The 12,731-nt window shown below is 74.5% G+C and carries 8 protein-coding genes; 7 read left to right on the plus strand and 1 reads right to left on the minus strand.

What is annotated here, in order from left to right; all coding sequences use genetic code 11:
- Positions 1-382 precede the first annotated feature (382 nt).
- The 5 genes from ADK52_RS19145 to ADK52_RS19165 all read left to right on the plus strand — a co-directional run bounded on the left by ADK52_RS19145 (position 383) and on the right by ADK52_RS19165 (position 10,071).
- Positions 383-3,883 (plus strand): FHA domain-containing protein, encoded by a 3,501-nt coding sequence (locus ADK52_RS19145; RefSeq protein WP_053691053.1) that lies wholly within the window; start codon positions 383-385, stop codon positions 3,881-3,883.
- Between the two features lie 118 nt (positions 3,884-4,001).
- On the plus strand, positions 4,002-5,411 hold the full coding sequence (locus tag ADK52_RS19150) for an ABC transporter substrate-binding protein (protein ID WP_078988446.1): 1,410 nt from the start codon (positions 4,002-4,004) through the stop codon (positions 5,409-5,411).
- A gap of 4 nt (positions 5,412-5,415) precedes the next feature.
- Positions 5,416-6,786: a carbohydrate ABC transporter permease gene (locus ADK52_RS19155; RefSeq protein ID WP_078988447.1), complete on the plus strand. Its 1,371-nt coding sequence runs from the start codon at positions 5,416-5,418 to the stop codon at positions 6,784-6,786.
- A complete protein-coding gene (locus tag ADK52_RS19160) occupies positions 6,783-7,694 on the plus strand; it encodes a carbohydrate ABC transporter permease (RefSeq protein WP_053691054.1) in 912 nt (303 codons plus the stop codon). The genes ADK52_RS19155 and ADK52_RS19160 overlap by 4 nt, the downstream gene beginning before the upstream one ends.
- A gap of 127 nt (positions 7,695-7,821) precedes the next feature.
- Positions 7,822-10,071, plus strand: coding sequence for a bifunctional glycosyltransferase/CDP-glycerol:glycerophosphate glycerophosphotransferase (locus tag ADK52_RS19165; protein WP_078988448.1), 2,250 nt, complete (start codon positions 7,822-7,824; stop codon positions 10,069-10,071).
- A gap of 18 nt (positions 10,072-10,089) precedes the next feature.
- Here ADK52_RS19165 and ADK52_RS19170 read toward each other — a convergent pair whose 3' ends face one another.
- Positions 10,090-10,749 (minus strand): TetR/AcrR family transcriptional regulator, encoded by a 660-nt coding sequence (locus ADK52_RS19170; RefSeq protein WP_078988449.1) that lies wholly within the window; start codon positions 10,747-10,749, stop codon positions 10,090-10,092.
- 147 nt (positions 10,750-10,896) lie between these two features.
- On the opposite strand from ADK52_RS19170, the gene ADK52_RS19175 reads away from it, so the two are divergent.
- Together ADK52_RS19175 and ADK52_RS19180 are read left to right on the plus strand one after the other, a co-directional pair.
- Positions 10,897-11,805 (plus strand): ABC transporter permease, encoded by a 909-nt coding sequence (locus ADK52_RS19175; protein WP_053691056.1) that lies wholly within the window; start codon positions 10,897-10,899, stop codon positions 11,803-11,805.
- Between the two features lie 106 nt (positions 11,806-11,911).
- Positions 11,912-12,655 (plus strand): ABC transporter ATP-binding protein, encoded by a 744-nt coding sequence (locus ADK52_RS19180; RefSeq protein WP_053691074.1) that lies wholly within the window; start codon positions 11,912-11,914, stop codon positions 12,653-12,655.
- The last annotated feature ends 76 nt before the right edge of the window (positions 12,656-12,731 follow it).

Genomic DNA, 12,731 nt, shown 5'->3' on the forward strand with positions numbered 1-12,731 from the left:
GGGGGTGTCGCGGGGGAAGACGCGGGGTGGCGGAGGTTGGTTGCCGCACATTTGTACGAAGGGTGACGTTTGGGGGGTATGCCGGGGGCGATTTTCCCCGGCCTTGCTCCACTTTCGGCCGGGCTCCGCGCCCGGGCGTGTACGCGACACGCGCAAGGGTGTGATCATTCAAGATCATTTGTTGGCGGGTGCCGGGCGTGTTGTCAGTGACAGGTGCGAGGATGCACCCGTACGGAACGGCCGGGACGGGAGCCCGCGTTCCGGGCAGACCTGACCGGACGACGCGCCGTGCCGGGTGGGGGGTTGATCGGGCAGCCATGCCCCGTCGTACCCCTGCCGGGCGCACGCACCGCGCACCGCGCAGAAGGGACCGCTGACGGCGATGCAGATCCGGCTGACCGTCCTTGGGTCGCGCAGCGGCCACCAGACCGCGCCCGCCGGCTGTGACGTGCTCGTCACCGCGCCCGTGGGCACCGCGCTCGCCGCCGTGGCCTCCGGGCTGGCGGCGACCGTCGGCGGCCCCGACACCGGCGGCACGGTCGTGCTGTACGCCGGTACGGAGCGGCTCGACCTCCAGCGGCGGGTGCTCGGGGAGCCGCCGCTGGTGGACGGGGCGGTGCTGGGGCTGCACGCGCCGGTGCCGGGCGTCCTGCCGGACGGGGACGTCCTGCCGGACGGGACGGACGGCGCGCAGCTGCACGTCGTGGCGGGGCCGGACGCGGGCGGGGTGCACCTGCTGCACCCGGGGGCGATCCGGATCGGGCGCTCGGCCGACGCGGACGTCCCGCTGGACGATCCGGACGTCTCGCGGCTGCACTGCGCCGTGACGGTGATGCCGGACGGGCGGGTGGCCGTGGCCGACCTGGACTCGACGAACGGCACGACGGTGGACGGCGCCGTGGTGGGCGCGCGGCCGGTGCCGCTGGTGCCGGGGGCGCTGCTCCGCATCGGCGAATCGACGCTCCGCCTGGCCCCCGACACCCCGGCCCCCCTGCGGGTGGTCCCGGACCTGGAGGGCCACCTGTCCCTCCCGGCCGACCCCGGTACCGGCTCTGCCGCCGGGCACTACGGCGAGGCCGGCTCGGGCCGGGCGCCCGGTGCCGGCGCGGTCCGCCCCGGCGAGGCCGGCCCGGGCACGCGTCACCCCGGCGAGGCCGGTCCCGGCGCGGGCCTTGGCCCTGGGCACCACGGCGAGGCCGGTCCCGGCGCGGGCCTTGGCCCTGGGCACCACGGCGAGGCCGGTCCCGGCGCGGGGTGGACCGGCGAGGGCGACGGGCGTCGGGGAGCCGGCTCCGGCCGGGGGCCCGGTGCCGCGGGCGCCTCCGGCGCGGGGTGGAGCGGTGGGCCCGGCGGCGCGCAGGGGTCGTTCCCCCACCCCGCCCCTTCCCGAAACGGGGGCTCCGCCCCCGACCCCGACGAGCACCGCCCGGGGCTGCGCCCCGACGCGGGTTCGCCGTCCCACCCCGGCGCCTCGGGCGCCGGGTGGACCGCCGAACCCGACGCCGGCGCAGCCGGGGCCGGTCGTACCGGCGGAGCCGGATGGAACAGCGCGGCCGCGGCAGGCTCGGGCTCGGCGCCCGGCGCAGCCGGGGCCGGATGGGGCGGCGCAGCCGCACCCCGTAGGGGCACGGAGGCCGGTGCAACCGGGGCGGTACCCGGCACGGGCAGCGAGAGCGGCGCGGCCGGATCGGGGTCCGGGAGGCGGGGGGTCGGGTCCGGCGGCGCCGGGGTCGTTTCGGATGGCGGCATGCGGATCGGGGCGCCCGGGGCGGGCCTGGCCGAGGGCGGCAGCGGCGGCGGGCAGCGGGCGCGGAAGCGGGGGCTCGGGGCCTGGGCCCGGAAGTGGGTGCGGGGGGACGAGGGCCCCGGGTACGGGAGTGCCGCCGCCGAAGCCGTCGTGGCCGCCGCGCCCGACGCCGATGATCCGGCCGCACTGCTGCTCGCCGCGCTGGGGCCCACCCGGCGGCTCTGGTCCCGTGGCCGGGGGCGGCTCGACGTCGGGCTCGGGGCCGGGAGCCGGGTCGCGTTCCAGGAGGTCGGCTCGCTCGGCATCGCCGGGCCCCGCGCCCGGCTGACCGGGGTCGCCCGGTCCGTCGTCGCCCAGCTCGCCGGCCTGCACGGGCCGGGCGAGCTGGAGATCGTGCTCCTCGCCGCCGACCGCGCCCGCGGCCTCGCCGAGCGGCGCGCCGACTGGGGCTGGCTCGGCTGGCTGCCGCACGTACGGCCCGCGCACGGCCAGGACTGCCGGCTGCTCCTCGCGTACGACCGCGACCAGGCCGCCGCCCGCACCGCCGAGCTGACCCGCCGCCTCGACGAGAGCCCCGTCGGCGGCGTCGGCGGGAGCCCCGCCGGCGAGGCCCACCAGGGCCCGTACACGCTCCTCGTCATCGACGGCGATCCCGGCTCCGGCGCGCTGCACGACATCACCGGCCGGCTCATCGCCCACGGCCCGGCCGCCGGGATCCACCTCCTCGTGCTCGCCGAGACGCCGCCCGCCACGCCCGCCTCCCCGCTCACGGAGACGTACGAGGCCGCCTGCGCGAGCAACCCCGCCTTCCGCGGCTGCGGCGCCGCCGCCCTGCTCAGCGGTGATGTGGCCACCACCGTGCGGGCGTTCACGGTGACCGGCGGCAAGCCGTCCCCGCCCGGAACCACCGCCACCGCCGACGCCGTCTCCGCCGCCTGGGCCGAGCGCTTCGCCCGGGCTCTGGCGCCGCTGCGGGCCGAGCCCTCCCCCGCCGGGCCCCGCCCGGCCCTCGCCGCCGCGCTCCCCACCACCGCCCGCCTGCTCGACGAGTTGGGCCTCGCCCGGGCCACCCCGGCCTCCCTGATGGCCCGTTGGGCGGCCGCCACCGACCAGGGGCAGGGCGTCGGCGGCCGGGCCGAGCTCGTGCTCGGCAGCGGCCGGCGCGGCCCGGTCGGCGCCGAGCTGGTCCAGGACGGCCCGCACCTGCTGATCGAGGGGCCCGCAGGCAGCGGTCGTACGGAGCTGCTGCGCTCGGTGGCGGCCTCGCTCGCCGCGGCCGCCCGGCCCGACCGGCTCGGGCTGCTCCTCCTCGACGGGGCCGGCGGCGAGCGCGGCGACGGGCTCCAGCCCTGCACCGAGCTCCCGCACGTCTCCGCCCACCTCGTCGCCTCCGACCCCGTCCGCATGCGGGAGTTCGCCCAGGCCCTCGGCTCCGAGCTGAAGCGCCGGGCCGAGCTCCTGGAGGGGGTCCCGTTCGCCGAGTGGCACGCCCGGCGGGAGGTCTCCGACCGGATGGTGGCGCCCCGCCAGCCCAGCCCCGGCGAGGCGCTCGGCGACCTCGACCCGCAGCGCACCGGCACGCTCCGGCTGCGCGCCTCCGCCGTGCGCACCGACCCGGCGGGGCCGAGCCCGCTGCCCCGTCTGGTGGTGCTGGTGGACGACTTCGACGCGCTGGTCGCGCCGGGGCTCGGCAGTACGGGCCGCCCCGCCGCCGGGTCCGTCGTACGGGCGCTGGAGGCGGTGGCCCGCGACGGCGCCCGGCTCGGGGTGCACCTGGTGGCCACCAGCGCCCGCCCCGACCGTACGGCCGACACCGAGCTGGCCCGTACGAACCCGCTGCGGATCGAGCTGGACGCTCCCGACCAGCCGGGCCCCGGCCGCGGCCGGCTGCGCCACGCCGACGGGCGGACGGTCCCGTTCCAGGGCGGCCGGGTGACCGGCCGGATCCCCCGGACGGCGACGCAGCGGCCGACCGTGGTGCCGGTGGAATGGGAGCGGATGGGTGATCCCCCGGCCCGCCGGCCCGTGCGCGAGTTGGGCAACGGCCCCACCGACCTGGCGCTGCTGGCGAGCGCCCTGGACCGGGCCTCGCACCTGGTCTCGGCGATACCCGTGCTGTTCCCGCCCTCCCCCTGAGACGGCCCGCAAACGCCGCGCGGCGGTCCGACGCGGTATTGCGGGGGTGCGCGGCTCGGCGTAGACCTTGTGGGACGAGTCACACCACGGGCACACCACGGGCATCGGGGGCAGAGCCATGCGAAGGCAGGGAACGAGCCGTACGAAGAACCGTAGCCGTACGGGCGGCCGGAGAAGGAGCCGTGCCGCCGCCTGGACGGCCCTCGCGGCCGCGGGCGCGCTGGCCCTCGGCGGCTGCGGGGACGGCGGGGAGAAGAAGGCCGACCCGCCGCAGGGCGGGGAGTCGTCCCCGCAGGCCCGGCCGCCGGTCGCATTACCGAAGCTGACCGGCGAGAAGCTGGAGGTCGCGGCGGTCTGGACGGGTCCGGAGCAGGCGAACTTCACGAAGGTCCTGAAGGAGTTCGAGAAGCGGACGGGTGCCACGGTCACCTTCGTCCCGGCCCAGGACCCGATCGTCACCTTCCTCGGTACGAAGATCGCGGGCGGCCAGCCGCCGGACGTGGCGCTGCTCCCGCAGGTCGGGGCCCTGACCGCGGCCGTGCAGAACAAGTGGGTGCAGCCGGTCGGCCCGGAGGCCAAGGCGCAGCTCGACGCGAACTACGCGGACGGCTGGAAGAAGCTGGGCGCGGTCGACGGCACCCAGTACGGCGTGTACTACAAGGCCGCCAACAAGTCGCTGATCTGGTACAACGCGAAGGCCTTCAAGGCGGCGGGGGTCCAGCCCCCGAAGACGTGGAAGGAACTGGTGGAGGCGGCCGACACCCTCTCCGCCTCCGGCACCCCGGCGGTGTCGGTGGCCGGCGCGGACGGCTGGACGCTCACCGACTGGTTCGAGAACGTCTACCTCTCCCAGGCGGGTCCGCAGAAGTACGACCAGCTGGCCAAGCACGAGATCAAGTGGACGGACGACAGCGTCAAGCAGGCGCTGACCACGCTCGGCGAGCTGTTCGGGCGCAAGGACTTCCTGGCGGGCGGGGCGAGCGGGGCGCTGGCCACCGAGTTCCCGAAGTCGGTGACGCAGACGTTCACCGGCGGCGACCGCCCGGCGGCCGCGATGGTCTTCGAGGGCGACTTCGTGGCGGTGAACATCGCGCAGACGGAGGCGAAGGTGGGCGAGGACGCCCTCGTCTTCGACTTCCCGGCGGTCGGCGCCAAGCCGCCCGTCATCTCGGGCGGTGACGTGGCGGTCGCGCTGAAGCCGTCGAAGGGCGCGCAGGCGCTGCTGACCTTCCTGGCGTCCCCGGACGCGGCGGAGATCCAGGCCCGCGAGGGCGGGTTCATCTCCCCGAACAAGGCGGTGAATCCGGCCGCCTATCCGAACCCCATCCAGCGGGACATCGCCAAGGCCCTGATCGCGGCGGGCGACGACTTCCGCTTCGACATGTCGGACCAGGCCCCGGCGGCGTTCGGCGGGACCCCCGGCGCCGGCGAGTGGAAGGCGCTCCAGGACTTCCTGGCGAACCCGTCGGACGTGGCGGGCACCCAGGCCAGACTGGAGGCGGACGCGGCCAAGGCCTACGGGAACTGATCCCGTGGCAGCCAAGGCCACCACACCCACCAAGGCCGCGCCCACCAGGGCCACCAGGGCGACCGGAACGGCACGGGCCGCGGAGACCCGGCGCCGCCGGCTCGTCGCGGCGGCGTTCCTCCTGCCCGCCCTGGTGCTGCTCGGCGCACTCGTCGTCCACCCGATCGGCTACTCCCTCTACCGCAGCTTCTTCGACCGCACCGGCGACACCTTCGTGGGCGGCGCCAACTACACGCAGATCCTGCACGACGACACGATCCGCACGGCCCTGAGGAACACGGCGCTGTGGGTGGTGCTGGCCCCGACCACGGCCACCGCCCTCGGCCTGATCTTCGCGGTGCTCACCGAACGCGTGCGCTGGGGCACGGCGTTCAAGCTGCTCGTCTTCATGCCGATGGCCATCTCGATGCTGGCGGCCGGCATCATCTTCCGGCTGGTGTACGACCACGATCCCGACCGGGGCATCGCCAACGCGGTCTGGGTCGGGGTGCACGACACCTTCGCGGAGTCCTCGGCCTTCCCGAAGGCCCGCCCCGGCCGCGACTCCCCGCTGGTCCCGGCCGCGGGGTCCGACGCGGGCGGCTTCACCACCCGTGATCCCGTACGGGCGGGTGTGCCGGTGCTGCTCCCGCTGGTCGGCGTGGCCCCGGAGGACCTGCCCGCGGGGACCCGTACGGCCCGGGCCGCGCCCGCCGAGCCCGGCAAGGTCACCGGGACGGCCTGGCAGGACTTCACCCGGGGCGGGGGCGGCCGTACGAACGCGGTCGACCCGAGCGAGTCGGGGCTGGCCGGGATCCGGGTCGAGGCGGTCAAGGACGGCCGGGTGGTCGACTCGGCGACGGCCCGGGCGGACGGCACCTTCACCCTGTCCGCGAAGGCCGACGGGGCGCTGCTGCGGCTGCCCGCGTCGAACTTCCGCGAGGCGTACTCGGGGGTGGAGTGGCTCGGCCCGACCCTGGTGACGCCGGCGATCATCGGGGCGTACGTCTGGATGTGGGCCGGTTTCGCGATGGTGCTGATCGGGGCCGGGCTGGCCGCCGTACCGCGGGAGCTGCTGGAGGCGGCGCGGGTGGACGGGGCGAACGAGTGGCAGGTGTTCCGCCGGGTCACCGTGCCGATGCTGGCGCCCGTGCTGGCGGTGGTCCTCGTCACCCTCGTCATCAACGTGATGAAGATCTTCGACCTGGTCTTCGTGATCGCGCCGGGCTCGGTGCAGGACGACGCGAACGTCCTGGCCCTCCAGCTGTACCGCACCTCCTTCGGCACCGACGCCGATCCGGGGCTCGGCAGCGCCATCGCGGTGCTGCTGCTGGCGCTGGTGGTCCCGGTCATGCTCTACAACATCCGCAGGCTGCGGAAGGAGGGGGCCCGATGAGCGCCGCCGCGCAGGCCCGCCCGGGGGCACGTGCCGGTGCCCGTACCGCCGCACGTGCCGGTGCCCGGGCGGGCCGGCTCGCCGCCGGGGCGGCGGCCGGGGCCGTCCGCGTGTTCCTGGTCCTGGCCGCGCTGTTCTGGCTGGTGCCGACCCTCGGGCTGCTGATCTCCTCCTTCCTCTCCCCCACCGACCTGAACAAGGGCGGCTGGTGGCAGGCGCTGACCGCCCCGGCCCGGCTGACGTCCGACAACTACGAGCGGCTGCTGGCCAACGACACGATCACGAGCGCCCTGCTCAGCACGGTGGCCATCACGGTCCCGGCGACCCTGCTGGTGGTGGCCCTGGGCTCGTTCGCCGGATACGCCTTCGCCTGGCTGGAGTTCCCGGGACGGGACTGGCTGTTCCTGATCGTGGTCGGACTGCTCGTCGTCCCCGTACAGGTGGCGCTGATCCCGGTCTCGGAACTCTTCGGCGCCATCGGGCTGTTCGAGACCACGGCCGGAGTGGTCCTGTTCCACACCGCGTTCGGGCTGCCGTTCGCCATCTTCCTGCTGCGCAACTTCTTCGCGCAGATCCCGCGCGAGCTGCTGGAGGCGGCCCGCCTCGACGGTGCGGGCGAACTGCGGCTGTTCGCCCGGGTGGTGCTGCCGCTGGGCGCTCCGGCGATCGCCTCGCTCGGCATCTTCCAGTTCCTGTGGGTGTGGAACGACATGCTGGTCGCGCTGGTGTTCGCGGACTCGGCGAACCCGCCGATCACCGTCGCCCTCCAGCAGCAGGTACGGCAGTTCGGCAACAACATCGACGTACTGGCCCCGGGCGCGTTCCTGTCGATGGTCGTCCCGCTGGTCGTCTTCTTCGCCTTCCAGCGGCAGTTCGTCTCGGGGGTGATGGCGGGAGCGATCAAGTAGGGCGCACGGACACGCCTGTTGACGTGCGGCGTTGACGCTGGGTAACCCGAATGCCACACGCTGCGTAACCCGAACGCCACGCCGGGGGTTCCTTGGCCATATGCCCGCGCCGACCCCTGGATGTGCCGTGCCCCGGTTCAGCGTCATCGTGCCCGCGTACAAGGTTCAGGCGTACCTCCAGGAGAGTCTGGACTCGGTCCTGTCCCAGTCCTTCCCGGACCTGGAACTGATCGCGGTGGATGACGCCTCGCCGGACGCCTGCGGTTCGATCATCGACGAGTACGCGACCCGGGACCCCCGGGTGACCGCCGTGCACCTGGCGCACAACCTCGGCCTGGGCCCGGCCCGCAACGCGGGTCTGGCCCGGGCGAGCGGCGACTACCTGATCTTCCTCGACGGAGACGACACCCTCGCCCCCGGCGCCCTCCAGGCCATCACCGACCGGCTCAAGGACACCGGCTCCCCGGACGTCCTCGTCTACGACTACGCGCGCATCTTCTGGACCGGGGAGCTCGTGCGCAACCGGCTCGCGCACCGGCTGTCCGAGGAGGGTCCGGCCAGCTTCCGGCTCGCCGACCGCCCGGCCCTGCTCGGCATGCTCATGGTCGTGTGGAACAAGGCGTACCGCCGCGAGTACGCGGAGCGCGAGGGCCTGGAGTTCCCGCCCGGCTTCTACGAGGACACCCCCTGGACCTACCCGGCGCTGCTGGCCGCCGAGTCCGTCGCCGTCCTGGACCGGGTGTGCGTGCACTACCGCCAGCGGCGCACCGGCTCGATCCTGACCACCACCAGCCCCCGCCACCTGGACATCTTCGACCAGTACGACCGGGTCTTCGGCTACCTGGGCACCCGCCCCGAGCTGGAGCGCTGGCGCCCCACCGTGCACCGTCGGATGGCCGAGCACTTCTGCGCCCTGTACGCCGACCCGCGCCGCCTCCCGCGCGCCTGCCGGGCCGAGTTCTTCCAGCGGGCTTCCGCGCTGCTGCGCCGCTACCGGCCCGTCGGTTCGCCCCCGCTGTCGCTGTCGCGCACCGACCGGATCCGGCACCTGCTGATGCGGCTCGGCGTGCGCCGTACCTACCGCACGCTGTCGGTGCTCCGCTCGGCCGTGCTGGCGGCGGGGCGCGCCGGGACGTCGCTGGGGCGGGGCCTGCGCGAGAGCGCGCTGCGGCTGCACTACCGCGGCCAGCGGCTCCTGCCGCTGCGCCCGGAGCTGGCGGTGTTCTCCGCGTACTGGCACGGCGGTTACGCCTGCAACCCGGCGGCCATCGAGGCCAAGCTGCGCGAGCTCGCGCCCCGGATGCGGACGGCGTGGATCTGCGATCCGCGGCACGCGGCGACGCTCCCGGCGCAGACGGCCGTGCTCCGCCCGGGCTCGGCGGCGTACTGGACGGCGCTGGCCAGGGCCACGTACCTCACCACGAACGTCAACTTCGAGCGCGCCCTGGTCAAGCGGCCGGGGCAGGTCCTGCTCCAGACCCAGCACGGCACCCCGCTCAAGCGGGTCGGCCTGGACCTCCAGGACCGGCCGGCGGCCACCCCGACGACGGATTTCGCGGGCTTGCTGCGCGGGGCGGACCAGTGGGACTACCTGCTGTCCGCGAACCGCCACTCCACCCTGGTGTGGGAGAAGGCGATCCCGTCCTCGTACACCACGCTGGAGTACGGCTACCCGCGCAACGACGCCTTCCACCGGGCCACCCTGGACGACGTGGTGGCGCTGCGCGAACGCCTCGGCATCCCGCTCGGCTCGACGGCGGTCCTGTACGCGCCGACCCACCGCGACTACCGGCGCAGCCGGCCCGAACACCTGGACTTCGAGCGGGTGCTGCGGGATCTGGGCCCGCGCTTCACGATCCTGACGCGTACGCACCTGACGTACGCGGACGCGCCGGGACGGCCGGTGCGCCACCCGCGCCTGGTCGACGTCTCCGCGTACCCGTCGGTGGAGGAACTCTGCCTGGCGTCGGACGCGTTGGTGACGGACTACTCGTCGCTGATGTTCGACTACGCGGCGCTGGACCGGCCGATCGTGATCCACGCGGACGACTGGGAGGCGTACGAGGCCGCCCGCGGCACCTACTTCGACCTGCGGGCCTGCCCGCCGGGGGCGATCGCCCGCACCCAGGACGAGCTGGTCGACATCTTCACGACGGGCCACTGGCAGGGCTCGCGCTCGGCGCAGCTGCGCGCGGCGTTCCGCTCCCGGTTCTGCTCGTACGACGACGGCCACGCGGCGGAGCGCGTGGTCCGCCACGTCTTTCTGAACCAGTCGGCGGCGGTCCCCCCGGTCATCCCCCTGGAGGACCGGGCCCCCGCCCCGACGGCCCCGGCCCCCGCCCGGGAACCCACCCTGACCGCGAGCCTCTGGCCGTAGGCCGCTTCGGTGGCGCCGTCAGCCGGAGGTGGCGGTCAGGCCGGCCACGACCGACCTGGCCAGGTCATCGAGGTACCCCGCCGGGACGGCGTCCCGCACGACCACCTGCCGCCAGTACAGCGGCCCGATCGCCAGGTCCAGCGCCCGTCCCGGATCCGTGCCCTCGGCCAGCTCGCCGCGCGAGACGGCCTCCGAGACGATCCCCTCCGCCATCCGCCGCTCCCCTTCGAGCAGCGCGCCGCGCACGGCATCCGCGATCTCCGGGTTCCGCGCGGCCTCCACCAGCAGGTCCGGGATCACCGCCGAGGCCACCGGATGCCGCAGCACGTGTGACATCACCTCCAGCAGGGCCCGTACGTCCCCGTACAGGGAGCCCGTCGCCGGTACCGGCAGGCCATCCACGGCGAAGGCCCCCACCAGGTCCAGCACCAGGTGCAGCTTCGACTTCCAGCGCCGGTACACGGCCGTCTTGCCGACGCCCGCCCGGCGCGCGATCCCCTCGATCGACATCCGCGAGAACCCGACCGCGGCCAGTTCCTCCAGTACCGCGGCCCGGATCGCCTCCGTCACGTCCTCGCGCAGGACGGCGGCCCCGGCGGGGGCCCGCCGGGCGGAGGCGGCGGACGCCGGGGCGGGGTCGGCGGGGGCGGTTTCGGTGGCGGGGTCCGTGGCGTTCATGCACCGAGCATAGCCGCGCACGCCGCCACCCTCCCGTCACGACGATACGGTTGCGTTCCGTCGCACCGACCCCTAATCTCGCCGTAGCGACGATACGGACCCGTCCCATCGCCAGCCGACGCCCGACCCCCGTCGAAAGCGACCCCCGTGACAGTGACCACCCACCCCGCCGAGCCGGTGACCACATCGGCCGTGCTCGCCGACCTGGCGGCGGCCCACGGCCTGACCGTCAGCGGCGCACGCCCCTCGCTCCCGAGCTACGTGCGCCGGCTCTGGGGCCGGCGCCACTTCGTGACCGCGTACGCCACCGCCCGGATGCACGCCACGTACAGCACGGCCAAGCTGGGCCAGGTCTGGCACCTGGTGACCCCGCTGCTCAACGCGGCCGTCTACTACTTCATCTTCGGCATCGTCCTGAACGCCAGCCACGACGTCCCGGACTACATCCCGTTCCTGATCACCGGCGTCTTCGTCTGGGACTTCATCGGCAGCTCCATCAACGCCTCCACCCGCGCCGTCCACAGCAACCTCGGCCTGGTCCGCGCCCTGCACTTCCCGCGCGCCAGCCTGCCCCTGTCCACGGTCGTCCAGCTGTTCCAGCAGCTGCTGGTCACCATGGGCGCGCTCGTCCTCCTGCTGCTCGCCTGCGGCCAGACCCCGACCCTCAAGTGGCTGACGGCCGCGCCCGCCCTGGCCCTGATGGCCGTCTTCTGCGCCGGTGTCGCCCTGGTCATGGCCCGCATCGGCAGCAAGAGCCCGGACGTCAGCCAGCTGATGCCGTTCATCCTGCGCACGTGGATGTACTCGTCCGGGGTCATGTGGTCCATCGACTCGATGCTCAAGAAGGACCACCTCGCGCACTGGGTCACCGTCGTGCTCAAGACCAACCCCGCGGCCGTCTACATCGACCTGATGCGCTACGCGCTGATCGACAGCTTCGACCCGCACGCGCTCCCGCACCACGTGTGGGCCATCGCCCTCGGCTGGGCCCTGCTCGCCGGCGTCGGCGGATTCATCTACTTCTGGAAGGCTGAGGAGGAGTACGGCCGTGGCTGACACCAAAACCACACCCGCAGGCGCCCCCACCCCCGCGCCCGCGACCACGCCGGCCGCGGCGCTCCCCGACCCCCGCGACCCCCACGACACGCGCGTCCCCACCGTCATCGCCGACGAGGTCCACGTCGTCTACAAGGTGCACGGCGCCGGCGGCCGCAAGGGCGGCGCCACCGCCGCCCTCAGCCGCATCTTCTCCCGCAAGCCCGCCCCCGGCATCCGCGAGGTGCACGCCGTCAAGGGCGTCACCTTCGTCGCGTACAAGGGCGAGGCCATCGGCCTGATCGGCTCCAACGGCTCCGGCAAGTCCACCCTGCTCGCCGCGATCGCCGGCCTCCAGCCCGTGGCCCGCGGCAAGATCTACTCCCACGGCCAGCCCTCGCTCCTCGGCGTGAACGCGGCCCTGATGAACGATCTGACCGGCGAGCGCAACGTGGTCCTCGGCGGCCTCGCGATGGGCATGTCCAAGCAGCAGATCCGCGAGCGCTACCAGGGCATCGTCGACTTCTCCGGCATCAACGAGAAGGGCGACTTCATCTCCCTGCCCATGCGGACGTACTCCTCCGGCATGGGGGCCCGGCTGCGCTTCTCCATCGCCGCCGCCAAGGACCACGACGTACTCATGATCGACGAGGCCCTCGCCACCGGCGACGCCGCCTTCCAGCGCCGCAGCCAGGCCCGGATCGAGGAGCTCCGCGAGCAGGCCGGCACCGTCTTCCTCGTCAGCCACAGCATCGGCACGGTCCGCGAGACCTGCGACCGCGCGATCTGGCTGGAGTCCGGCGTGCTGCGCATGGACGGCCCCGCCGCCGAGGTCTGCGACGCGTACGAGAGGTTCACTTCGGGCCGCTGACGGAGTCGCACGCGCAGGGGAGAACGGGCGGGCCCGGGACCACCAGGTCCCGGGCCCGCTTCCGTCACACCGGCGC

The organism is Streptomyces sp. WM6372 (assembly GCF_001279655.1).
GTDB lineage: Bacteria > Actinomycetota > Actinomycetes > Streptomycetales > Streptomycetaceae > Streptomyces.